The sequence below is a fragment of the Glycomyces niveus genome (genome assembly GCF_017592475.1).
In the GTDB taxonomy this organism is placed as follows: domain Bacteria; phylum Actinomycetota; class Actinomycetes; order Mycobacteriales; family Micromonosporaceae; genus Glycomyces; species Glycomyces niveus.
Genome location: NZ_JAGFNP010000003.1, coordinates 20,291 through 44,158, shown reverse-complemented (window position 1 = coordinate 44,158; position 23,868 = coordinate 20,291). Strand labels below are relative to the sequence as shown.

Genomic DNA, 23,868 nt, shown 5'->3' with positions numbered 1-23,868 from the left:
TGCGTTAACGTCGGTGACATAAACAGGTGAGACAATTGCGGCCCCAGGATCTAGGAGGACACCATGGAACGCCAGAAGGAGTTCGTGCTTCGCACGCTCGAAGAACGCGACATCCGCTTCGTGCGGCTGTGGTTCACGGACGTCCTCGGAACGCTCAAGTCCGTGAGCGTCGCCCCCGCCGAGCTCGAGTCCGCGTTCGACGAGGGCATCGGCTTCGACGGCTCCGCCATCGAAGGCTTCGCGCGCGTCTACGAGTCGGACATGGTCGCCATGCCCGACCCCACCACGTTCCAGGTGTTCCCGTTCGAAGGCCGCGGCATCGGCGAGTCCGCCCGCATGTTCTGCGACATCCTCACCCCCGAAGGCGCACCGTCCTGGGCCGACCCGCGCCACGTGCTCCGCCGCGCCCTCTCCAAGGCCGCCGACCGCGGGTTCACCTTCTACGTGCACCCCGAGATCGAGTTCTTCCTGTTCAAGGACATCTTCCCGGAGACCGGCGACAAGCCCGAGCCCGTCGACGACGGCGGCTACTTCGACCACACCACGCACTCCGTGGCCCGCGACTTCCGCCGCCAGGCGATCCTCGCGCTCGAGCGCATCGGCATCTCCGTCGAGTTCTCCCACCACGAGGTCGCCCCCGGCCAGCAGGAGATCGACCTCCGCTACGCCGACGCGCTCACCACCGCCGACAACATCATGACGTTCCGGCACACCATCAAGGAGGTCGCGCTCACCTCCGGCGTCACCGCCTCCTTCATGCCCAAGCCGTACAACACGCAGCCCGGCTCCGGCATGCACAGCCACCTCTCGCTCTTCGAAGGCGAGGACAACGCCTTCCACGACCCGGGCGACGAGCAGCGGCTCTCCAAGACCGCGAAGGCCTTCATCGCCGGACTCCTGCGCCACGCGCCCGAGTTCACCGCGATCACCAACCAGTGGGTCAACTCCTACAAGCGGCTCTTCACCAGCCCGCAGCCCGGCCAGATCTCCGAGGCGCCCTCGTACGTCTCCTGGGGCAAGGCCAACCGCTCCGCGCTCGTGCGCGTCCCGGCCTACGGCAAGCCAAACTCGGCCCGCGTCGAGATCCGCTCGCTCGACTCCGCGACCAACCCGTACCTCGCCTACGCCGTGCTCCTCGGCGCCGGCCTCAAGGGCATCGAGGAAGGCTACGAGCTGCCCCCGGGCACCGAGGACGACGTCTCCGCGCTCACCAACAAGGAGCGCACCGCCGCCGGCTACCAGCCGCTCCCGTCGAACCTCTCCGAGGCCCTCGACGCCATGGAGTCCTCCGAGCTCGTCCCCGAGATCCTCGGCGAGCACGTCTTCGACTACTTCCTGAAGAACAAGCGCCAGGAGTGGGAGGACTACCGCACCCAAGTGACGGCCTTCGAACGCAAGCGGTACATCAATCTGTAACCGATTAGCATGGACGGGTGAGCACCGCACTCGTCATCGAGAACGACCCCGCCCAGGGCCTCGGCCGAGCCGCCGCATGGCTCGCCGAGGCCGGCATGGAACTCGACACGGTACGGCCCCACCTCGGTGAGGCCGTACCGAACTCCGCCGGAGGGCACGACGCCCTCATCGCCCTCGGAGGCGGACGCGGCAAGGACTGGAGCGACGAACTCGGCGGGCTCATGGAGACCGCCGTCGCCGACACCACCCCCGTCTTCGCCATCTGCTCCTCCGCGCGCATGCTCGCCGCCGCGTTCGGCGGCGTCGTCGAAGACCGCGACGAGCCCTTCGGTCCCCGCATGCTCGCCAAGCGCGACGCCGCCGGACGCGACCTCATCTTCGGCCCCGCGCCCATGACGATCGACGTGATCCGCTGGCGCCGCCAGGAACTCGTCGAACTCCCCCCGGAGGCCACCCTCCTGGCCGCCTCCCCGCAGGGCGCGCTCGAGGTCTTCCGCATCCGCGACACCGCCTGGGGCGTCCAGTCCCACTTCGAGTTCACCCCCGAGCAGCTGGCCGGATTCGGCGACTTCGACGAATCCGCCCTCGCCAAGGCCGCCGAGGTCGACGAGCACATCGTCAACACCTGGAAGCCGATCCTCCAGCGGTTCGCGCGCGTCGCCGCCGGCGAGCGGAAGGCGCTGCCGGTCCTCGATGCCTGAGTCCGAGAAGAGCGTCGGCGCCGACGAGGCCCGCCAAGCCGTCGTCGAGGCGAGCAACGCGCTGGCCGACTTCCTGCGCGCCCACCCCGAGGTCGAGCCCGCGCTCACCGAGGACGAGGACGCCGGCCTCGCCCGCATCCGGGACGCGGCCGCGACCGGGCTGAACGGCGCGTGGAAGGCCAACCTGCTGCGCATCGCCGCGCGCGACCTCACCGGAGGCGCGGACCTGCGCGCCACCTCGGGCGCGCTGTCGCGCCTCGCGGACGCGGTGCTCGCCCGCGGCCTCGCGCTCGCGCGTGCGGAGCTGGACCCTGCGAACAGCGCCGGCGACACCCGCCTGGCGGTCGTCGCCATGGGCAAGACCGGCGCCGAGGAGCTCAACTATGTCTCCGATGTGGACGTAGTGTTCGTCGCGGAAGGCGACCTCGACCTCGCCACCCGCCAGGCCGCCCGCATGATCCAGATCGTCGGTCCCGCAACGTGGCCCGTCGACGCGGGCCTGCGCCCCGAGGGCCGCCACGGCGCGCTCGTGCGCTCGGTCGACTCGTACCTCGCCTACCTCAAGGACTGGGCGCGGACCTGGGAGTTCCAGGCGCTCTTGAAGGCCCGGCCCGCCGCGGGGGACCTGCAGCTCGGCCTCGACTGGCTCGCGGCGGTGCAGCCGTTCATCTGGGGCGCGGCCGACCGGCCCGGCGTGGTCGCCGACATCCGCGACATGCGCCGCAAGGTCGCCGAGTCGGTGCCGCGCGCCGAACGGCGCTTCGAGATCAAACTCGGCCCGGGAGGCCTGCGCGACATCGAGTTCGCGGTGCAGCTGCTCCAGCTCGTGCACGGCCGCGGCGACGCCACGCTCCGCGTCCGATCCACATTGGAAGCCCTCGAAGTCCTTGTGGCCGCGGGATTCCTGTCCCGCCGCGACGGCGACGAACTCGCCGACACGTATACCTTCCTGCGCACCGTCGAGCACCGCCTCCAACTGCAGCGGCTCCTGCGCACCCACCGCGTCCCCGAAGGCGGCGAACCGCTCCACCACCTCGCCCGGACCCTCGGGTACCAGACCGACGAGGCGTTCCTCGCGGCGTGGCGCGCGCACGCGGCCACCGCGCGCCGCCTGCACGAGAAGCTCCTCTACAAACCCCTGCTCGACGCCGTGACGCGCGTGCCCACGCACGAGCTGCGCATGACCGAGTCCGAGGCCGCCTCGCGCCTCGCCGTGCTCGGCTTCGCCGACCCCGCGAGCGCGCTCACCCACATCAAGCAGCTCACCGCCGGCGTCTCCCGCACGGCCACAGTGCAACGCGCGCTCCTGCCGGTCGTCCTCCACGAGCTCGCCGACTCGCCCGAACCCGACCGCGGGCTCCTCGCGTACCGGCAGGTCTCCGACAAGCTCGGATCCACGCCCTGGTACCTGCGGCTGCTGCGCGACGGCGGCCCGGCGGCGGTGCGCCTCGCCCGGCTCCTCGGCACGTCCCGCTACTTCACGAGCCTGCTTCTGCATGTGCCGCAATCACTCCGGTACCTCTCCGACAACGCCGACCTGACGCCGCGCTCGCGCGCCGAGCTCGCGATGGGCATGAGCCAGGCCGCCGCGCGGCACGCCGAGCCGACGGCCGCGATCGGCGCGGTGCGCGCGATCCGCCGCCGCGAACTCATCCGTGTGGCCGCCGCCGACCTCCTCGGCCTCCTCGACGACCAGGCCGTGGGCCTGGCTCTCTCGGACCTCACCGACGCGGTGCTCGACTCGGCCCTCCACATCGCCTCACGGGACGTGCCCGACGCGCCGCCGATCGCCGTGATCGGCATGGGCCGCTTGGGGGGTCGCGAGACCGGATTCGGCTCTGACGCCGACGTCGTGTTCATCCACACTGGAACGAGCGACGCCGGGCGCAAGGCCGCCACCCGCATCGTCGAAGCGGTGCGCTCCCTTTTGGCGGCGCCGACCGCCGACCCGCCGCTCCAGGTCGACCTCGATCTGCGGCCCGAGGGCAAGGGCGGCCCGATCACGCCGAGTTTCCCTGCGTACCAGCGGTATTACGCCGATCGGGCGCGGCTGTGGGAGCGCCAGGCGCTGCTGCGGGCGCGGCCGGTCGCGGGGGACCCGGAGCTGTGCGAGGCGTGGACGGCGTTCGCCGACAAGGTGCGGTACCGGCCCGGCGGGCTCAGCGAGCATGAGCGGATCGAGTTCCGGCGGGTGAAGGCCCGCGTCGACTCAGAGCGGCTCCCGCGCGGCGCGGACCCCAACGGCCACACCAAACTCGGGCGCGGGGGACTGGTGGACATCGAGTGGACCGCGCAGCTCCTCCAGCTCGAGCACGGCGAGGACGCGACGCTGCACACGACCCGGACCGTGCCGGCCCTGGAGGCCGCCGCGGCGGCCGGGTATCTGAGCGCTGAGGACCTGGCTGCGCTGCGCGAGGCGTGGGAGTTCGTGTCGCGGGTGCGCAACGACATGACGCTCGCGCGCGGCGTGCCGCGCGACGACCTGCCGCGTTCGGGGCCTGAGCTCGCGGCGCTGGCACAGACGCTCGGCTTCGGCGAGGACACCGAGCAGTTCCTCAACCACTACCGCCGACTCACCCGCCGGGCCCACGACGCGGCCCAGCGCATCGTCTACGAGTCCTGATCGCTGATCGCTGATCGCTGACCGCTGACCGGGGAACGCGGGGGGCGCACCGTTCGCCGGTGGCGATCAGGCTCCGCGGGCACCAAGCGGTCGGCTCCCGTAAACACCACCGGGGAACGCGGGGGCCACCGTCCACCGGTGGCGATCAGGCTCCGCGCGCACTGCGCGGTCGGCTCCCGCGAGGGCCCGCTCCTCCAGAACCGTGCTGCCGTCATGAGACCTGACCGTTCACCCGATCCGGTGAACTCCGGGCGCTAGGGTTCGTTTGGCGGCGGTTCTTGTCGGTGGGGCGGGCAATGATCGCCGGGACAGTATCTTCCCCTCTAGTGGTGGGTGGGGGCTAGGGACGGTCTGTCGGCGGCGGGCGAGAACGCGCCGCGGCGTCAACACGAGGCGTCGAAGCGGTGGCGTGGCGGCGCGGGAAGGGAACGGAGGCGCGGGATGATCGACTACACCGTGGTCGGGCCCGGCGGGGCCGAGGACCGTCGCGGCGGTTCCGCTCAGCTGCGCGGGGACGCCGCTCCCGAGGACTCCTTCGTGTGGGTCGAGCTCGACGCCCCCGAACCCGAACTGCTCGCCGCCGCGCTCGAAGCGCTCGGCCTCGACCGTTTCAGTGTCGACGCCGCGCACACGACCCACCGCCGCCCCAAGGTCGAGACCGTCGAGGGCGCGGTGCTCGTCCTCGTCAAGACCGTCTGGTACCTCGAGGCGACCCAGCAGGTCGAGACCGGCGACCTCACCTTCTATACCGACGGCCGCTCGCTCGTCACGGTCCGCCGCGGCGTCATCGATCCCGTTCCCGCCGTTCGCCGCCGCCTCGCCGAGGACGCCCGCTTCCGCGCCGAGGGCCTGCCCGGGGTCGTCCACGCGCTGTTCGACGCGATCGTCGAGCAGTACGACGGCGCGGTCGAGGACCTCACCGACGACGTGAACGACCTGGAGCGCGCGATCTTCTCCGGCGAGCGCGTCGACCGCAACCAGGAGATCTACTTCCTCATCCGCGAGACCCTGGAGTTCCAGAACGCCGTGCGGCCCCTCGTGCCCTTCGCCCGCTCGCTCAAGCAGCGGCACGGCGACACCGACGTCTTGCACCACAAGGGCTTCGGCGCGGTCGCCGGGCATCTGATCCGCGTCGACGCGGCGATCGAGACCTGCATGAGCCTGCTGGCGACCGTGCTCACCGCGCACCAGGGCCAGATCGGCACCTGGCAGAACGAGGACACGAAGAAGATCTCGGCGTGGGCGGCGATCGCCATCGCGCCCACCATCATCGCGGGGATCTACGGGATGAACTTCGACGACATGCCCGAGTTGCACTGGGCGGTCGGGTATCCGATGTCGCTGGGGCTGATGGCGCTCGTGTGCGTCCTGCTGTACCGCGGTTTCAAGCGCAACGGCTGGCTCTAGCCCCGTCCTCCAGAGGGGACGAGTGAGGGGCGGTGCCGCCGCGTCCGCTCTCGACTCGCGAGCGCGGGTGTGGAGGCGCCGCCCCTCTGGCCCTGCCTGCCTTCGCAGACCACTGTAGCGGGGCCGCGCCAAACGAAAGTGTGGAGGCGGTCGTCGCGCTGCGTCGCAATAGAACGCTCCCATTTCAGACGAACCGAACCATTGAAATTTTTCAATGCAAATCCTTGACTTCGTTCCGTGTTCCCGTAAAAATAAAGATACCTATCAGTTAAGTCTCTTTACTTTTGGGAGGAACATTGAGACGACTGAAAACGAGACGGATGATCGCGGCGATCGGAGCGGCCCTGGCCGTGATGACCGCCGGCGCGATCTACACCGTCGCCAACCCCTTCACCGCCTCCGCCGCGATCGCCTGCTCGCCCGCCTGGTCCGCGTCGAAGGTCTACGTCGGCGGCGACACCGCCAGCCACAACGGCACCGAGTACCGCGCCAAGTGGTGGACCCAGGGTGAGACCCCCGGCACGACCGGCGAATGGGGTGTCTGGGAGTCCAAGGGCGCCTGTGGCGGCGACACGAACCCCACCCAGTCCCAGAGTCCCACGCAGCAGCCCACCGAGGAGCCCACCGGCAACCCCGGCGGCGGCGACAAGATCAACGCGGCCTACTTCACCGAGTGGGGTGTGTACGGGCGCAACTACCACGTCAAGAACATCGTCTCCTCCGGCTCGGCCGAGGACCTCACGACCATCAACTACGCGTTCGGCAACGTCAAGAACGGTCAGTGCACACTGGACGACTCGTACGCGGCGATCGACAAGGCCTACACCGCCGACCAGTCGGTCGACGGCAAGGCCGACACCTGGGACCAGCCCCTGCGCGGCAACTTCAACCAGCTCATCAAGCTCAAGGAGATGTACCCGCACATCAAGGTCGTCTGGTCTTTCGGCGGTTGGACCTACTCCGGCGGCTTCGGCCAAGCGGCGCAGAATCCGGCCGCGTTCGCCGAGTCCTGCTACAACCTGTTGCACGACGCCCGCTGGAACGGCCTGTTCGACGGCATCGACATCGACTGGGAGTATCCGAACGCCTGCGGCCTCACCTGCGACACCTCCGGCACTCAGGCCTTCACCAATCTCATGAAGGCCCTGCGCGCCAAGTTCGGCAGCGAGCTCGTCACGGCTGCGATCACCGCCGACGGCACCTCCGGAGGCAAGATCGACCTCGGCGGCTACGGCACCGCGGCCCAGTACGTCGACTACTACCAGGTGATGACCTACGACTACTTCGGCGCCTGGGACAAGGACGGACCGACCGCCCCCCACTCCGCACTGAGTTCCTTCAGCGGCCAGCCGATCGCGGGCTTCGACAGCGCCACCGCGATCGCCAAGCTCAAGTCGCTCGGCATCCCGTCCTCCAAGCTCCTGCTCGGCATCGGCTACTACGGCCGCGGTTGGACCGGCGTCACCCAGTCGGCACCCGGTGGCTCCGCGACCGGCCCGGCGCCAGGTACGTACGAGGCCGGCATCGAGGACTACAAGGTCCTCGTGAGCAAATGCCCCGCAACGGGAACCGTCGGCGGCACCGCTTACGCCTACTGCAACGGCGAATGGTGGAGCTACGACACCCCGGCCACGATCGCGACCAAGACGGCCTGGGCCAACAGCCAGGGTCTCGGCGGCGCGTTCGCCTGGGAGCTGTCCGGCGACACGAGCAACGGCGCTCTCGTCAGCGCCATCGCCAACGGTCTCGACTAACCGCGACTGCTGGCCCGCGACCGGTCGGCGGGGCCTCAACGGCCCCGCCGGCCATGCTCATGCGACGGCCATGAGCCACAGCGCCGCGATGCTCAACGCCAGGAACCCGATCGGCCCGGCGATGTTGTGGAACACCCGCTCCCGCACATGGAGCGCCAGCGCGAGCACGAAGAACACGACGAGCCCGATCCCTGCGGCGATCCCCAAGGGCCGCCACCAGAACCCGGCCGCGAGCCCGACCGCCGCGGCCGCCTTCACGAATCCTAGGAACGGCAGCCACGAGTCCGGGACCCCGACCGCGTGCGAGTTCTGCTTGACCCATTCGGCCTGCATGAAGTTCCCGACGGCCTCGATCGCGTTGGCGGCGATGGTGACGGCGGTGACGGCGACGAGCGCGATGAACATGGTGTGCGACTTCCCGGCGAGCGCCCGGCGGCCGTTCCGCCGGATCGCCTCCAGTCTCAGGCGTCCCGTGAACCGTGTCCAATACCTGTTTCGATAACCTCCGGTTATGGATGTGGACACCAGGCTCCTGCGCTACTTCCAGGCCGTCGCCGAGGAAGGCAACCTCACGAAGGCCGCGGCGCGGCTCTACATTTCGCAGCCGGCGTTGACGAAGCAGATCCGCCGGCTCGAGTACCAGCTCGGGGCGGGGCTCTTCGAACGCTCCAAGGCCGGCATGGCCCTCACGGGACCCGGTGCGGCGCTGGCCGAATCGATCGGCCCGGTCCTGGACGCCTGGGGCCGCGCCGAACGCGCCGTGCGCGCCGCCGAAGCGGCATCGTCCAAAGTGCTCCGTGTCGGCTTCCTCGCCAGCGCTGCCAACGAGAAGACGCAGGCGATCACGGCCGCCTTCCGTGAGCGCCGGCCCGACTGGCGGGTCGAGCTGCGCCAGGCGAGCTGGGGCGCGCCGATCGCGGCGTTGGCCTCCGGCGAGGTCGCGGCGGCGTTCATGCGGCTGCCGTTCCCGGACCAGGACGCGTTCCATCTGCTCGAACTGCTCACCGAGCCGCGCTGCGTGGCGATGGCCGCGAACCATCCCCTGGCGCGACGCGATGCGCTCGTCTTCGCCGACCTCCTGGACGAGCCGTTCATCGCGGCTCCTGCCGCGACGGGGGCCTTCCGCGACCACTGGATCGGCGCGGAGTCCCGCGGGGGCCACCCGGTCAAGGTCGGCGCGGTGACCGAGCACCCGGACGACTGGCTCACCGCGATCGCCAACGGCGACGGCATCGCCCTCGCCCCGGCCTCGGCCGCCCGCTATTACGCCCGGCCCGACATCGTCTACCGCGACCTCGACGGCATCGCCCCGAGCACCGTGGCCCTGGCCTGGCCGAAAGCGACCCAGCCGACTCCGGCCCTGGCGGACTTCATCACGACGGCAAGCGAAATGGCGGACCGGCGCTTACCCCATGCGCGCCGGTCCGCCGTGTGCGGGAGTGAGGTTATTTGACGAGCTTCGCGGGGAGCGTCGCCCAGTGCATGAGGTATTCGAGGGGGCCGCGCTTCAGGAATCGCCTCCAGAGGAGGGCGAAGGCGAGCATGGCCACGACGAAGACCGCCCACATGCGCCAGCCGGTCTCGTAGCCGACGCCGTTGGCGGGATGGTCGATGAGGTACCAGACGGCCGCGATGTGGGCGACGTAGGCGGTGAGGGACATCGAGCCGACCGCGATGAGCGGGGCGAGCCAGAAGCGGAGCTTCGCGAAGCGGCCCAGGAGGAGCACGAGGCCGGCGATGACCGTGAAGGCGACGCCGATGTTGCCGGCGAGCTCGAAGGGCATGTTGGAGTGCGGGCTCGCGGCGACCAGGCTGGTCCAGTCGAAGCCGGTGCCGGTCATGGCGTCGTCCTTGGGCATGAGGTCGTAGATCGAGGCGTGCTCGGCGTCGAAGTCCTTCCACTGCTCCTTGGTCCAGTTCTCGGTGTCCTTGCCCTCCAGGGCCTTCGACATGGCCTCGTCGAAGGCCTTCCAGCTGGCGTCCATCGCCGAGGTGTCGGCGGAGGGCAGGAACTTGCCGATGAGCCATGCGCCGCCGTAGCCGAGGAGGGCCAGCGCCGGGCCGATGATGAGGAGCCGCACCTGGATCGCGAGCTTCGTCAGGTCGAGCTTGCCGATGGCCATGCCCGCGAACATGTACGCCATCCACGCGATGCCCGGGTAGGTGCCGTTGACGAGCAGCGAGGTGACGCCTTCGCCGCTCCACATCGCGAGCGGGTCCTTCGCGTCGATCGCCTCCATCCAGGAGGTGTCGGAGGACCACGCCCACTGGATGATCATCGGGCCGCCGATGCCCACGACGACGGCGAGGATCGCGAGGGTCCGCGCCCGCAGTTTGATGAACGGCAGCGCCAGCAGGAAGAACAGGCCGTAGTACGCCAGGATGACCACGATCGAGGTGCCCATGGCGACCAGCCACGAGCCGAGCGCCAGCAGCAGCACGGAGCGGATGGCGATGCGCACGACCGCCTGCCGCATGGGCCGGCCGGTCTTGGGGCGCGAGCCGCCCGCGATGAGGACGAGGGAGAGCCCGGCGAGGGTCGCGAACAGCGCCGAGGAGCGGCCGTGGGGGATCTCCATGAGGAAGCTCTTCCACGTGCCCGACTCGTTCGCCCACGGGCCCACGTGCGAGTAGTACATGCCGAAGACGGCGAGGGCGCGGGCGGCGTCGAGGCCGATGATGCGGCCGAGTGAAGCGTCGCGGGCGGGCGGCTCCTCGGGTGCGGGGGCGAGTTCACGAGGCCTGAACTCGATGATGTTGTTAGCCATCGACCCAGCGTGCGGCGGGATCGAGGCGGTTCCCATCCGGCGATGCGCGGGACCCGACCCGCTGCCAGGGCGCAACCGATCCGCCGCCCGGCCGGATCGCACCCGCCGATCGGCGGGTCTTCGCCGGACTTCGCGGCCCGAAGGGGGCGGAACGTGGCGCGGACGTGCTACCAATCGTCTCAGGCTCGAACAGAGAGGAGGCCCGGTGATCCGCGTACTGGTCGTCGACGACGAGGCCCTGATCCGCACCGGCTTCCAGCACATCCTGAACGCCGCGGGGGACATCGAGGTGGTCGCCGCGGTCTCGGGCCGCCAGGCGCTCGCCGAGGTCGGGCGGCTCCACCCCGATGTGGTGCTGCTCGACATCCGCATGCCGGACGTGGACGGCCTGACCGTGCTCGAACGCCTCCGCGCCCTCCCCAGTCCGCCGATCGTCGCCATGCTGACCACGTTCGACACGGACGAGTACGTGGCCGCCGCGCTGCGCATGGGCGCGGCCGGGTTCCTCCTCAAGGACACCGACCCCGAGCATCTGGCGCTCCAGGTGCGCACGCTCGCCGCGGACGGCGTGGTCCTCTCCCCGAAGGTCACGTCCACGGTCGTCGACGGCTACCTCGCCGGGCGCACCCCCGAGGGCGGCCTCATCAAGCGCCTGAGCGCCCGGGAGCGCGAGATCCTGGTCCTGCTCGCGGACGGCCTCTCGAACGGGGAGATCGCCGCACGGCTGTACCTGGGCGTGGGCACGGTCAAGGACCATGTGAGCGCGATCCTCACGAAGCTCGAGGTCTCCGGCCGCGTCCAGGCCGCGCTGGCCGCCGAGCGCGCCGGGCTCCTGCGGGACCGCCGGTGAACCGGCTGCGCCGCTGGTGGCGTCCGTGGATGACGGACACGGTGGTGGTCGCGGTCGCCGCCGCTGACCTCTGGTACTCGTACTGGTGGCCGGTCCTGACCTGGCAGATGGTCCTCACCGCGCTCGGCGTCCTCGCGCTGTTCGCCCGGCGGCGCTGGCCGCTCGCCGTGTTCGCGCTGACGCTGCCGAGCGCGTGGCTGATCGGCAACTCGGCGGCCGCGCTCATCGCGCTGTTCACCTTCGCGGCCGTCTCGCACCGCAAATGGCTCGTCGCGACCTGCGCGCTCGTGCTCGCGACCTGCATGATCTGGCCGGTCGACACCCAGCTGGGCGACATCGAGATCGACTCCTGGTGGCTCGCGTACATCGCGTACGCGCTGGCGCCCGCCGCCGCGGCCGCGTTCCTGGGCCAGTTCGTGCAGGCCCGCCGGGAGCTCTCCGCGCGCCTGGAGGAGATCACCGAGGCGCGCGAGCACGAGCAGCTGATGGCGACGCAGAAGATCCTCGCCGAGGAGCGCGCGCAGCTCGCCCGAGAGATGCACGACGTGGTGTCGCACCAGGTCAGCCTGATCGCGGTCCGGGCCGGGGCGCTCCAGGTGAGCACCGCGGACGCGGAGGCGAAGGAGGCGGCCGGGACGATCCGCCGGCTGAGCGTGCGCACCCTCGACGAGCTGCGGCACATGGTGAACGTGCTGCGCGCGGGCGGCTCCGGCCCCACCGATCTCGCCCCGCAGCCGACCCTCGCGCAGCTCGCGGACCTCGTGGCGGGCAGCGGCATCGAGGCGACCCTCCAGATCGGCCCGCATCCCGAGCTCGGCGCGCCCGCCGAACGCGCCGTCTACCGCACGGTCCAGGAGTCGCTGACGAACGTCCGCAAGCACGCCCCCGGCGCCAGCGCCGAAGTCGCGCTCCGGCACGAGGACGGCCGAGTCACGGTCACGATCACCTCCACCGCGCCCACGCGGCCCACGGTCCCCCTGCCGAGCTCGCGGCACGGACTCCTCGGCCTCCAGCAGCGCGCCGCGCTCCTGGGCGGCACCCTGACCTGGGGCGCGACCCCCGGCGGCGGCTGGCGGAACACGCTCACGCTCCCGGTGTGACGGTTTCCGCGCGTCCAGGCCCGGGTACCTCCCGCGCATGTCGACGCAGACCATGCACATCAACGGGCACGACCTCAAGCTCTCCAAGGTCGAGAAGGAGCTGTTCCCCGCCGACCACGTGAGCAAGGGCGACCTCGTCGGCCACTACCGGGCCGTCGCCGAGGCGATGCTTCCGCACCTGGCCGGCCGGCCGCTGACCCTGCGCCGCTTCCCCGACGGCATCGCCGGTTCCGGGTTCTTCCAGAAGCACGCCGCCGACTACTTCCCCGACTGGGTGCGCACCGAGACGATGAAGGCCAAGGAGGGCACCGTCGACTACGTGGTGTGCGACGACGAAGCGACCCTCGTCTACCTCGCGAACCAGGCCGCCATCGAGTTCCACGTCTGGCTCTCTACAGTGGACAAGCCGGACCATCCGGACCGGCTCGTGATCGACCTCGACCCCGCCGACGGCACCCCGGTGGCGCTCCTGCGGGACGTCGCCCGCCGCTTCCGCGACCTCTACGTCGAGGTCGGCCTCGCGCCGTTCGTGCAGGCCACCGGCGGCCGCGGCTTCCACATCACCGCCCCGCTCGACCGCACCGCCGACTACGACGCCGTGCACGACCTCGCGGTCGGCCTCGCCGAACGCCTCGCCGCCGCCGACCCCGACCACCTCACCACCGCGCAGCGCAAGGCCAAGCGCGGCGACCGCGTCTTCCTCGACTGCGGCCGCAACCGCTACGCCCAGACGTTCGTCTGCCCGTACTCGCTGCGCGCCCGCCCCGGCGCGGCCGTCGCCGCCCCGCTCGACTGGGCCGAGCTGGGCCGCGCGGCACCCGACGGCCAGGACCCCGCGTCCATGCGCCGCCGCCTCGCCCGCAAGACCGACCCGTGGACCGGCATGGACGACCACGCCGCCTCCGCCGGCGAGGCCCACGAGCGGCTCCTCACGCTCGGGGACTAGCTCCTACGAGGGAGGCCGCCTCGCAGCCGCGATCTAAGATCGAGCGGTCACCCCCTCCTCCCGACCTCGTAGGACGCGTTTTGAAGACTCCCTTGGACACTGAGGCCCCCGCCCGCAGACGGCGCTGGCTGCGCCCGGTCGTCATCGCGCTCAGCGTGCTCCTCGTGCTCGCCCTCGGCGGGCTCGGCGCCGCGGGCTGGTACTTCTCCGGCGAGGTCATCAACGTCACACACGAGGACGACCCGTACGGGCTCACCGTCGCGGCCGCCGACGGCGCCACCGTGACCCTCCCGCTCACCGACGACACCGAGCGGCCCGGCACGTGGGGTCTGCAATGGGAAGGCGGCCAAGCGGTCCTCGGCGACGTCCTCGCCAGCGACGACGCGACCGTGACGCGCGCTATCGAGACGGTCCTCGTCGGCGACCTGGCCGCGGGCACGAAGGCCCGCATCGACAAGTGGACCTTCGGCGAGGACCCCAAGACCGGTCTCGGCCTCGACTACGAGGACGTGCAGGTCCCCGCCGACCTCGGCGACATGCCCGCCTGGTTCGTGCCGGGCGCGTCGGACACGTGGGTCATCACCGTCCACGGCCGCAACGCCGCCCCCGCCGAGACCCTGCGCGGCATGGGCCTCTACGCCGCCTCCGGCCACCCCGTGCTGGCCGTCACCTACCGCAACGACGAAGGCGCCCCCAAGGCCCCCAACGGGATGCACAGCCTCGGCGCGCACGAGAGCGAGGACCTCATCGCCGCGGTCGACTACGCGCTCGCCAACGGCGCGCAGTCGGTGATCCTCCACGGCTGGTCCATGGGCGGCGCGGTCGTCGCCACCGCCTACCGCCACCTGGACGACCCGTCCGTCGTCAAGGGCCTCGTCTTCGACTCGCCCGTCATGGACTGGAACTCCACGCTCGACATGCAGGCCGCCGACCGTGACGTCATCGACCCGATCACCTGGGCCGCCAAGCGCATCGTCGAGTTCCGCGCCGACATCGACTTCGACGACCTCGACCAGCGCAACTTCGCCGCCGACTTCGACCTGCCGGTCCTCCTGTTCGTCGACACCGCCGACAAGACCGTGGACCACACGGCGACCCTCGACTTCGCGTCGATGCTCGACCCCGCGCAGACCACCGTCATGGAGACCGCCTCGGGCCACTGCGCTTCCTGGAACGAGGACCCGGCCGCCTACGCCGCGACCCTCGAGTCCTATCTGGCCGCTCTCTGAGAACGCGCGAGATCCGGCGGTTGACCTGTGCCTCCGCCGGATCTCGCGCGGGCGGAAATGTCGTACCCCACCGGTAGAGTCGTGACCAGAGCACGACGAACGGAGTGGATGCATGACCGTCACCCCAAACCCGCGCACCGACCGCCGCTACCCCCGCGGTCTCACGAACCGCGACCTCGCCCTGATGGTGCTGGAGGAGGCGGACCGGGCCGACACCGCCGAATCGCACGTCGAGGCGCTCGCGCCCGCCGCCGAGTCCTGGCACCGCCTCGCGTCCGCGCGCGGCACGTTCTCCGCCGCCGACGCGGCGAAGATCCTCTCCCGCGACCCGGCCATCGTCCTCGGCCAGAACCGCCTGTTCAAGGCGCTCGAAGACCTCCGCTGGGCGTACCGGCAGCGCCGCGACCGCGCCTGGCGGGCCCGTCAGTCCGCCGTCGACGCCGGCTGGCTCACCGAGATCCCGCAGTCCCACCACCACCCGCGCACCGGTGAGCTCCTGCTGGACGCCCCGCAGCTGCGCATCACCCTCAAGGGCCTCTCCGAGCTGCGCCAGCGCCTCGGCACCTCGGAACCCTTGCCGCTCAAGGCACCGCGCGAGAGCGACCGCGCCCGCCCTGACGACAACCGCCCGTAGCACGGAACGGGCCGGGCCGGTCGCGTCATCGACCGGCCCGGCCCTTTCCGGCGGGCCGACGCCGACCCCCTGTCCGCATGACCTTCGGCACCAATCTCCCCAAAATCTCGGGACATTATCGGACAAACGGTCAAATGCGAGAATAATTTCCGCGCGGGCCGGGTGCAATGGGGCGGGAGTGCTGTAGGGTCCAGGGGCCACCTCGGATCGCGGCAATGCGAACCAGGGTGGTGAAGCGCCAGCAATGGCGGCAATATCAGACCGCGTGGCGGCGGAGTGCGAACGGACGCGAGTCCCGAGTGCGAAACCGTCGGTCTGAGCTCAACACCAAGGATATTCAGTAATGGCGCAAGGCACCGTTAAGTGGTTCAACTCGGAGAAGGGCTTCGGCTTCATCGCTCCGGAGGGCGACGGCCCGGACATCTTCGTTCACTTCTCCGCGATCACTGGCACCGGCTACAAGTCGCTCGAGGAGAACCAGCGGGTGGAGTTCGACATCGAGCAGGGTCAGAAGGGTCCGCAGGCCGCTAACCTGCGCGCTCTCTAGCCTCCACAGCTCTCAACGGGAAGCCGCTGCCCTTCGCAGAAGGACAGCGGCTTTCATGGTGTCCGGGGGTCGAACGCTCAGGCGGCGACGGTGATGACGATGTTGCCGCGGGCGCGGTGCGTGAACATGTGCGCGACGGCGGCGGGGGTCTCCTCGAGCGGGTAGGCCCGGTCGACGACCGACCGGACAGCGCCCGAGGCGAGCAGTTCGCCTATGGCCGTGAGATTCTCGCGGTTCGTCACCGAGGGGGAGAAGCGGACGTCGGCGCGGCCCGTCATCCCCAGGAGCTTCGCGCCCGCCATGCGGCCGAGTCCGGCGAGCAGGCCGCCGGAGTTGCCGATGCTGTTGGGGATGAGCACGCCGCCGGGCGCGAGGGCGCGGGCGGTGCGCCTGGGCGGGTGGTTGAGGACGTTGTCGAGGATGACGTCGTAGCGTTCGCCGCTCCGCGTGAAATCGTCCTCGTTGTAGTCGACGACATGGCGCGCCCCGAGCTCGCGCACCAGTTCGGCATTGGCGCCGCTGCAGACGCCGGTGACCTCGGCGCCGTAGTGCGCGGCGATCTGGACCGCGAACGTCCCCACGCCGCCGGAGGCGCCGTTCACGAGGACCTTCATTCCCTTGCGGACTTCCACGGTGTCCCGCATGGCGCACAGCGCGGTCACTCCCGACATGACCGCTGCGGCCGCCTCCTCGAATCCCACGCCCTCCGGCATCGGCGCGAGTTGGGCGGCGGGCGCGACCGTGTATTCGGCGAAGGCCCCCGCCGTCGCGAACTGGCTCGTCCACACCGAACCGAACACCGCGTCGCCGGGCGCGAGATCCGTGACGTTCGCGCCGACCGCCTCGACGATCCCCGCGAGGTCGCTGCCGCGCACCACGTTCGGCGACTTCCGGAGGCCGCCTTGGAGGCGCAGCACGTACGGGACGCCGGTGACCGCGATCCAGTCGGGAGTGTTGACGCTGCCGGCCCGCACGCGGACGAGGACGTCGCCGGGACCGGCCTCTGGCCGGTCGATCTCCTTGAGCCCGAGCACTTCCCGGGGCGGCCCGTAGCGTTCTTGGACGATGGCTCTCATGTGGTCCTCCACTGGCTTACGTTGTAAGCCACGATAAGCCTTACGTTGTAAGTCTGTCAAGCGCACACCTCTCCCACCAGTGCGAACACGGGAATACCGGGCTTACGCGCCCTCGCGCAACCGCTCCAGGCCGTCCAGGATCAGATCCAGCCCGAACTCGAACTCGGACTGGTAGTCGCACCAGCCCAGCACCGCGCCGCCGTGCGACGCGTCCGCGACCATCGCCACCAAGTGCGGCACCTCCTCGGCCATCGCCGCCATGACCTCCTCGGGTGCCTCCATCCCGTCCGGCGCGAACAGCTCCTGCGAGAAGCCCAACGCCCGGCTTCCCAAGGCGTGCAACGCCCGGTGCCCCAGCTCGTAGCTGAACCCGGCGCGGCGCATCAGCCCGAGCACCCCGTCGAAGTACCGCGCGACCGCCAGACTCGCCCCGGTCCGCGTCTCGAACACCCCCGGCGCCCACGGATGCCGCACCAGCACCTCCCGGGACGCCAGCACCCGCATCCGCAGCGCCGACTGCCAGTCGTCCTCGGGCGCAGGCGCATCGAGCGCCGCCACGGCCTGCTCGACCTCGGCCATGACGACCTCGACCAGCCCGTCGAGCACCGCCTCCTTGTTCGCCACATGGTGGTACAGCGACATCGCCTCGACCCCGAGCGACTCCGCCAGGCTCCGCATCGTCAGCGCCGCCAGCCCGCGCTCGTCCGCGATGGCGGCCGCCGCGCGCAGCACCCGCTCCCGGCTCAACCCGGCCTGCTGCCCCGCCCGCGCCATCGCCCACCCCTTCCCGGCGAACGTACCGTACAACGTAAGCCCGCGCCGCGGCCAGCGGCTTCGCCGGCCCGGGTGGCACCGCTGTCGCTTCGCCTGGCCGCTCCATCGTGGAGCGGCCAGGCGGGCGGCTACCACGCGACGGGTCCGAGGCGGTCGATGAAGATGCCGCTCGGGCCGTCCGCGCCGAGGGTCGCGAGCTTGATGAACGGGTCGGTGCCTTCGGTGACGGTGAGCTGGCCGCGGTGCCCGTTCATGTCGGTCGCGGCGAACTTGCCGTTGGCGATCTCGCCGGGCGTGACGAGGTTGAACTTGACCTCCGGGATCGCCTGCGCGTACCGGACGGTGACCATGTTCAGGGCCGCTTTCGAAGAGCTGTAGGCGAGTTCGTGCATCTTCGAGACCGCCTGCGCGGGGTCGGTGACGACGCTGAACGCGCCGCCGCCGCTCGAGACCATCACGACCCGCGGGTTCTCGGCCGCCCGCAGCAGCGGCAGGAACGCATGCGTGGTCCGGACCGGCCCGTACACGTTCGTGTTGTAGACGCCGTGCAGCTCTTCGGCGGTCGCCTCCGCCGGGTCGACGAAGTGCCCCGGATTGCCCGCGTTGTTGATGAGCACGTCGAGGTGGTCGGTGTGCTCGCGCACGAGCTTTTCCGCAGCCGCCACGGACTCGTCCGAGTCGACGTCGAGGGGCACGAGGACCGCGTTCGCGCCCTCGGCCTCGAGCTCGTCCACGGCGGCCTGTCCGCGCCCGACATCGCGCGAGCCGAGGAACACCGTCCAGCCCATCGCACCGAGGCGCCGGGCCGCTTCGAGGCCGAGGCCCTTGTTCGCGCCGGTGATGAGCGCGGTGGTCTGTGACGCTTCAGTCTTGTTCGCAGCCATCGTTGACTTCCTTCTCGTTCGCAGTGGAGATTGGGGCTTGCAATCGATTTGACGGACGGCGGCGAGGAAACCGGACAGGTGAGCGGAAAGAATTTTTCGGCCGATGTGTTCGAGCGGCACCGCGGCCATCTGCGGGCCGTGGCCTTCCGGATGCTCGGGTCGCTCAGCGAGGCCGAGGACGCCGTGCAGGAGGCCTGGCTCAAGGCCGACCGCGCCGGTGCCGACGGCGTGGAGAACATCGCCGGATGGCTCACCACCGTGGTCGCCCGCGTCTGCCTCGACCAGCTCCGCTCGCGCAAGTCCCGCCGCGAGGACGCCCTCGACGGCCAGGAGGACGAGCCCGGCGTCCGCGTCTTCCGCCGCGTCGATCCGGAAGCGGAGGCGCTGCTCGCGGACGCGGTGGGCCAGGCGATGCTCGTGGTCCTGGACGCCCTCTCGCCGGTCGAGCGGCTGGCGTTCGTGCTGCACGACATGTTCGGCGTCCCGTTCGCCGACATCGCCCCCATCGTGGAGCGCACCCCTGAGACCACGCAGCGGCTCGCCAGCCGGGCAAGGCGGCGCGTACGAGGGAAGTCCGATGTAGACGACTCTGACCGGATGCGCCGCTACCGCGCCGTCGACGCCTTCCTCCGCGCCGCCCGCGAGGGCGAGTTCGCGACCCTCCTGTCACTGCTCGACCCGAGCGTCACGCTCCGCCTCGACGCGCGGGCCCTGGAACTGAGCCCGAACCCCGAGGCCTTCGGCGCCGAGGCCGTGGCGGCGACCTTCAGCGGCAGCGCGATGCTCGCCCACGCGGTCCTCCTCGACGGCGAGGTCGGCATCGCGGTCGTGACCCCGCGCGGCAGCAGGCTCCTGATGGTGATGACCCTCGCCTTCGACGGCGACCGCATCACGGGCATCCACGCGGTCGGCGCCCCGGACCGCTTGGCGGCCTTGGAGATCGCCGTTCCGGATGCCGGCTGACCGGTCAGGAGGGCCTGCATTTCGCCCGCTTCGCAAGGCGGCTCGTGACGAGCAGGGGCGCCGAACCGACGGTTCGGCGCCCCTGCTGGTTCATCGAAGCGCTAGCGGATGCTCCAGGTCTGGTTGGCGCCGCCGCTGCAGGTCCAGAGGATGAGCGGGGTGCCGTTGAGGACGCCGCCGCCGAAGGCGTCCAGGCACAGTCCGTTGTGGATGTTGATGATGGCGCCGTCGGCGTCGACGGTCCAGCGCTGGTCGTCGCCGCCCGTGCAGTCGCCGATCACCGCCCCGGCGCCCTCGGCCGTAACGGAATCCGCCGGTTCGAGGCACTTGCCGTTCACGCGCAGCTCGCCCTCGGCGGTGTGGGTGAACGCCTGCTTGGTGCTGCCGTTGCACTTCCACAGCACCGCCTGCGTCCCGTTCGCCATCCCCGACCGGGGGAGGTGCACGCAGCGGCCCGAGCCCTCGCCCGCGATCTCGCCGGCGGCCTGATCGGTCGAGACGATGTCGAAGAAGCGGAGCGTCTCCAGGAGCCGGTGCGGCACACCGTGGTCGACGCCGTCGAAGCTCGTCGCCTCGACCAGGGCCTGGCCGTCGGTGGTGCCGTAGCGGGTGCGGGTCGCGTTCGGCTCCGGATGGTCGGTGAACTCGGCGACCTGGTCGGTGCCGTGGACGTCGGTCCACTGCTCGATCTGCTCCCCGAAGTTCGGGTAGAAGAGCGCCTGGTCCTCGGTGCCGTGGAAGATCTGCATGCGCGGCCACGGCCCTTCGTAGCCCGGGTTGGCGTCGCGGACGGCGTCGCCCCACTCCTGCGGCGTGCGGTCGATCTGGCCGGTCGCGCAGTCCGAGTTCCACTCCGAGCCGTTCGTGGTGGCGAAGCAGGTGAACGGCACACCTGCGTAGACCGACCCGGCTTTGAACACCTCGGGGTAGACCCCGAGCAGGACGTTGGTCATCATCGCGCCCGAGGAGATGCCGGTGGCGTAGACCCGGTCGGGGTCGCCCCCGAGTTCATCGATCGCATAGTCCACCATGGACTTGATGCTGACCGAGTCGCCGCCGGTGCCCGAGAGGGAGGCCTGCGAGGCGACGTCGAAGCACTTGCTGGCGCGGGTGACCGACGGGTACACCACGATGTACCCGTGCTGGTCCGCCATCTCGTCGAACTGCATCCAGTCGTAGAGGTTCTGCGCCGAGCCGGTGCACCAGTGGTTGGAGACGACGATCGGCGGGTTCGGGCCGATGTCGTCGGGGACGTACAGGTAGAACTCGAGGTTGCCGGGGTTCTCCCCGAACTCGGTGATCTGCGTCAGCTGCGCGGCGTGGGCCGCCTTGGGCGCCGTGAAGACCGCCAGCGCGGACGCCAGCGCGATCGCGAGCGCGAAGACCGCCGCCGCGCCGCGGCGCCATCGGAGTACTGCGGACAAGGGATTTCCTTCCTGGACAGGGTCGAGGGGGTGCCGGCACGGGGGCCGCGCCGGACTGGAGATGGCGGGCCGCCCCTCGGTGCGGAGGGGCGGCCCGCCCGCTCAGGCGATGTCGCCGTAGACGATGCCGCGGGCCGAGAGGTAGACGCGGCCGTAGATCTCGGGGTCGCCGGTGATGACCTCCCCTGCGGAGCCCCACTGGTGGGCGTCGTCGTTGATGCGGTACCACGAGGTGCCGCCGTCGATCGAGCGGAAGAAGCCGTCCTGGCCGGCGACGGTGGCCGTGGCGTAGATCGCGGGGTAGCCCTTCCTGCTGGCGGCCTTGCCGAAGCCGACGCCGACCGCCACGTCGACGCCGCTGACGCGTGACCAGGTGGTGCCTCCGTCCGTGGAGCGGAACAGGCCCTTCGGGACCTCGGCCTTGCTGCTGCGGCCGCAGAGCCAGACGTGGCCCTGCTTGCCGGGCGCGACCCGGAAGTCGAGGACGTCTTCGGCGGGCAGGCCGGTCGCGCCGGTGTCCGTGAAGGTCTTGCCGGCGTCGGTGCTGCGGAAGAACTTCCCGCCGGAGTAGGCGTACACGACCGAGCCGTCGACGCGGTCGGACCTGACCCTCGCTCGGGCAGGGAGGCCCTGGACCTGGTTCCAGGTCTTGCCGAGGTCGGTGCTGTAGACCGGGGTGATGGTGGCGCTGTTGGGGGACCAGACGATCGCCGAGGCGTCGGCGGTGATCGCGACGACGCCGCCGGAGCCGTTCGGGGAGCCTTCGAGGCGGGTCGTGTCCTGCCAGGTCTGCCCCCGGTCGGTGGAGAAGGTGACATGGCCGGCGGTCTCGCTGTGCACATCGCCGGTGGCAACGACGATGTCCCGGTCGGAGGCGGCGTAGTCGAGGCTGAAGCCGCTCCAGTCCTTGCGGAACATCGGCTCGGCCCGGTCGAGGTCGGTGTGGACGAACCCGTTGACGTCGCCCTTGGCCGAGACGAGCGTGCCGCCGAGGGCGGCGAGGTCGCGGACCGCGGTCATCTCGATGCCTTCGGCGCGGACGCCGACGGTGAACTGCTCGATCGGGAGCGCGACGCGCTCGCCCGCCTCGTTCTCGCCGATGAGCTCGCCTTGGGCGTCCCACTGCGTCAGGTTCTCGGTGCCCCAGACGGTGGCGCCGGTGCCCCACATGATGCGGTCGGAGTTGTGCGGGTCGATGGCGAAGCCCTCGATCATCCAGCCGTGCTTGACCGCGTACGAGGCCCCGTTGTCGGTGCCGAGCCAGGAGAGCCACGGGGAACCGGTGCTGTCCATGACGAACCGGTCGGTGCGCTCGTTCTCGCTGACGAGGTCCCAGCTGAGGGACCAGGTGGCGCCGGAGTCCTTGGAACGGAACAGGATCTCGTCAGGGCCCCAGTTGTTGCAGGTGGAGGCCATGATGGTGCCGGGGTTCTGGAGGTCGATCGTGAGCCCGCCGAAGCCGGGGATCGGGCGACCGGGGTTGTAGGGCGGGGTGACGTCGGTCCACTCGCCGGTCTGGGTCGACAGGCGCATGAGCTTGCCGCCGCGGCCGGAGGCGGGACCGCCGTTGTAGGGGCCGGGGTCGTGGCTGGTGATGACGTACAGGTACCCGTTGGTGTTGTCCACAGCGGACTGCTTGGGGATGGTGCGGTTGCCGTCGGCGTCGCCGAGTGCGGCGGCGGCTCCGGGAACCGATTGCCAGGTCGCACCGCCGTCCTCGGAGACGTAGAGCGGGTCGGCCGGGTCGGCCACGCCGACGTAGATCTTGCCGCCGATCTGGTCGAAGTCGATCCAGGGGATGCCCACGTTGTCGGAGAGGTACTCGTTGTTCGGGTCGATGACGAAGTTGCCGGGGTTGGGGAACTCCTCGACCTTGCCCCAGGTGCGGCCGTAGTCCTTGGATCGCCACAGTCCGTTGCCGCTGGGGGTGCCGAGGTACAGCTCGCTGTTGTCGGCCGGGTTCACGACGAGGCGTTCGCCCATGCCGCGGCCGGGCATGTTGCCGCCCTGCTTGAACGGCAGTTCCGCGATGCCCCAGGTGTCGCCCTTGTCGTCGGAGTAGAGGATCGCGCCGTTGTTCCCGTCCCAGGAGATGGTGTAGGCGCCGACGGCGGCGTAGACGCGGTTGGTCTCGACCGGGTCGGAGGCCATGGAGACCACGTACTGGTAACCCCACTTGGCGCGGGGGGCCCAGTCGGTCAGCGCCTTCCAGGTCCGCGTCTCCTCCTGCCAGCGGTAGGCGCCGCCGACGTCGGTGCGGGCGTAGATGAGGTTCGGCTCGGTCTCGTTGAAGATGATGCCCGGGACGAAGCCGCCGCAGTTGACGCGGACGTGATTCCAGGTGTAGGCATCGGGGCACTGCCGGCCGGGCTTGGCGAAGGCCGTGCCGGGCAGGGCGCCGGCCGCGACCGCGGCTGCGCCGAGGGAAGCTGCGAAAGTGCGTCGTCGCACGGGTTCTCCTTTGTGCTGGGTCCAGAGGGGATTCTGACGGTCGCATCGAGGGATGCATATCTCTGAACTACTGGCAGCACAGTACGCAGTCGCCGCCGAGTTTGTCAACTAACGGAATTAAGTGGCCAGGGGTGTGGCGCGCGGGATCTCGGGCAAACCGCCTCAATATCGCCGAGATGGAAGCGACCTGAGCGGGCACCAGGGCCGGGCTGGACAAGCATCTTTGTTGCGTTGATAAATCAACTGCGGGGCGCTCGCAGTCGCGGAGTCGCGAAAGGGGGCGGCGGTCCGAAGACCGGCGCCCCCTGGGTTCGCGGATCG

The 23,868-nt window shown here is 70.4% G+C and carries 20 protein-coding genes; 13 read left to right on the top strand and 7 right to left on the bottom strand.

All coding sequences use genetic code 11. The annotated features are described in order from the left end of the window. Positions 1-63: 63 nt before the first annotated feature. The 5 genes from glnA to J5V16_RS05930 all read left to right on the top strand — a co-directional run bounded on the left by glnA (position 64) and on the right by J5V16_RS05930 (position 7,901). Positions 64-1,416, top strand: coding sequence for a type I glutamate--ammonia ligase (gene glnA, locus J5V16_RS05955; protein ID WP_208495181.1), 1,353 nt, complete (start codon positions 64-66; stop codon positions 1,414-1,416). Positions 1,417-1,433: 17 nt separating this feature from the next. Further along, complete coding sequence (locus J5V16_RS05950; protein WP_208495180.1) at positions 1,434-2,117, top strand: type 1 glutamine amidotransferase; 684 nt, start codon at positions 1,434-1,436, stop codon at positions 2,115-2,117. Further along, positions 2,110-4,740 (top strand): bifunctional [glutamine synthetase] adenylyltransferase/[glutamine synthetase]-adenylyl-L-tyrosine phosphorylase, encoded by a 2,631-nt coding sequence (locus J5V16_RS05945; RefSeq protein WP_208495179.1) that lies wholly within the window; start codon positions 2,110-2,112, stop codon positions 4,738-4,740. Before J5V16_RS05950 ends, J5V16_RS05945 begins: the two co-directional genes overlap by 8 nt. A gap of 441 nt (positions 4,741-5,181) precedes the next feature. Beyond that, positions 5,182-6,147 carry a CorA family divalent cation transporter gene (locus J5V16_RS05940; RefSeq protein WP_208495178.1) on the top strand — a complete coding sequence of 322 codons (966 nt, stop codon included), beginning with the start codon at positions 5,182-5,184 and terminating at the stop codon, positions 6,145-6,147. A 320-nt stretch (positions 6,148-6,467) separates the two neighbouring features. Then, the gene (locus J5V16_RS05930) at positions 6,468-7,901 is read left to right on the top strand and encodes a glycosyl hydrolase family 18 protein (protein WP_408612385.1); all 1,434 of its coding nucleotides are present in this window, start codon (positions 6,468-6,470) and stop codon (positions 7,899-7,901) included. A gap of 57 nt (positions 7,902-7,958) precedes the next feature. Here the strand turns inward: J5V16_RS05930 and J5V16_RS05925 are convergent, their stop codons facing one another. Further along, positions 7,959-8,306: a DoxX family protein gene (locus tag J5V16_RS05925; protein ID WP_208495177.1), complete on the bottom strand. Its 348-nt coding sequence runs from the start codon at positions 8,304-8,306 to the stop codon at positions 7,959-7,961. A 106-nt stretch (positions 8,307-8,412) separates the two neighbouring features. Here J5V16_RS05925 and J5V16_RS05920 point away from each other — a divergent pair, with 106 nt between their 5' ends. Continuing rightward, on the top strand, positions 8,413-9,354 hold the full coding sequence (locus tag J5V16_RS05920) for a LysR family transcriptional regulator (RefSeq protein ID WP_208495176.1): 942 nt from the start codon (positions 8,413-8,415) through the stop codon (positions 9,352-9,354). Here J5V16_RS05920 and J5V16_RS05915 read toward each other — a convergent pair. Continuing rightward, a complete protein-coding gene (locus J5V16_RS05915) occupies positions 9,347-10,669 on the bottom strand; it encodes a DUF418 domain-containing protein (RefSeq protein ID WP_208495175.1) in 1,323 nt (440 codons plus the stop codon). The genes J5V16_RS05920 and J5V16_RS05915 overlap by 8 nt on opposite strands. 205 nt (positions 10,670-10,874) lie before the next feature. Here J5V16_RS05915 and J5V16_RS05910 point away from each other — a divergent pair, with 205 nt between their 5' ends. The 6 genes from J5V16_RS05910 (at position 10,875) to J5V16_RS05885 (ending at position 15,975) form a co-directional block, all read left to right on the top strand. Then, on the top strand, positions 10,875-11,519 hold the full coding sequence (locus J5V16_RS05910; RefSeq protein ID WP_208495174.1) for a response regulator: 645 nt from the start codon (positions 10,875-10,877) through the stop codon (positions 11,517-11,519). A gap of 29 nt (positions 11,520-11,548) precedes the next feature. After that, on the top strand, positions 11,549-12,619 hold the full coding sequence (locus J5V16_RS05905; RefSeq protein ID WP_208495173.1) for a sensor histidine kinase: 1,071 nt from the start codon (positions 11,549-11,551) through the stop codon (positions 12,617-12,619). A 37-nt stretch (positions 12,620-12,656) separates the two neighbouring features. Further along, a complete protein-coding gene (ligD, locus tag J5V16_RS05900; RefSeq protein ID WP_243900856.1) occupies positions 12,657-13,565 on the top strand; it encodes a non-homologous end-joining DNA ligase in 909 nt (302 codons plus the stop codon). 80 nt (positions 13,566-13,645) lie between these two features. Further along, complete coding sequence (locus J5V16_RS05895) at positions 13,646-14,794, top strand: alpha/beta hydrolase family protein (protein WP_208495172.1); 1,149 nt, start codon at positions 13,646-13,648, stop codon at positions 14,792-14,794. Between the two features lie 112 nt (positions 14,795-14,906). Next, a complete protein-coding gene (locus J5V16_RS05890; RefSeq protein WP_208495171.1) occupies positions 14,907-15,428 on the top strand; it encodes a phage antirepressor KilAC domain-containing protein in 522 nt (173 codons plus the stop codon). 343 nt (positions 15,429-15,771) lie between these two features. Next, a complete protein-coding gene (locus J5V16_RS05885; protein ID WP_208495170.1) occupies positions 15,772-15,975 on the top strand; it encodes a cold-shock protein in 204 nt (67 codons plus the stop codon). Positions 15,976-16,052: 77 nt separating this feature from the next. Here J5V16_RS05885 and J5V16_RS05880 read toward each other — a convergent pair whose 3' ends face one another. From J5V16_RS05880 to J5V16_RS05870, 3 genes are all read right to left on the bottom strand, one after another. After that, entirely contained in the window at positions 16,053-17,051 is a 999-nt protein-coding gene (locus tag J5V16_RS05880; RefSeq protein ID WP_208495169.1) for an NAD(P)-dependent alcohol dehydrogenase, read from the bottom strand. A gap of 102 nt (positions 17,052-17,153) precedes the next feature. Beyond that, positions 17,154-17,825, bottom strand: a complete 672-nt coding sequence (locus J5V16_RS05875; RefSeq protein ID WP_208495168.1) for a TetR/AcrR family transcriptional regulator C-terminal domain-containing protein — start codon at positions 17,823-17,825, stop codon at positions 17,154-17,156. Positions 17,826-17,953: 128 nt separating this feature from the next. Further along, positions 17,954-18,709, bottom strand: a complete 756-nt coding sequence (locus J5V16_RS05870; RefSeq protein ID WP_208495167.1) for an SDR family NAD(P)-dependent oxidoreductase — start codon at positions 18,707-18,709, stop codon at positions 17,954-17,956. Between the two features lie 78 nt (positions 18,710-18,787). Here J5V16_RS05870 and J5V16_RS05865 point away from each other — a divergent pair, with 78 nt between their 5' ends. Continuing rightward, the gene (locus J5V16_RS05865) at positions 18,788-19,672 is read left to right on the top strand and encodes a sigma-70 family RNA polymerase sigma factor (protein ID WP_208495166.1); all 885 of its coding nucleotides are present in this window, start codon (positions 18,788-18,790) and stop codon (positions 19,670-19,672) included. Between the two features lie 101 nt (positions 19,673-19,773). On the opposite strand, the gene J5V16_RS05860 is transcribed toward J5V16_RS05865, so the two are convergent. Beyond that, positions 19,774-21,096: an extracellular catalytic domain type 1 short-chain-length polyhydroxyalkanoate depolymerase gene (locus J5V16_RS05860; RefSeq protein WP_208495165.1), complete on the bottom strand. Its 1,323-nt coding sequence runs from the start codon at positions 21,094-21,096 to the stop codon at positions 19,774-19,776. Between the two features lie 102 nt (positions 21,097-21,198). After that, positions 21,199-23,547 (bottom strand): sialidase family protein, encoded by a 2,349-nt coding sequence (locus tag J5V16_RS05855; protein WP_208495164.1) that lies wholly within the window; start codon positions 23,545-23,547, stop codon positions 21,199-21,201. Between the last annotated feature and the right edge of the window lie 321 nt (positions 23,548-23,868).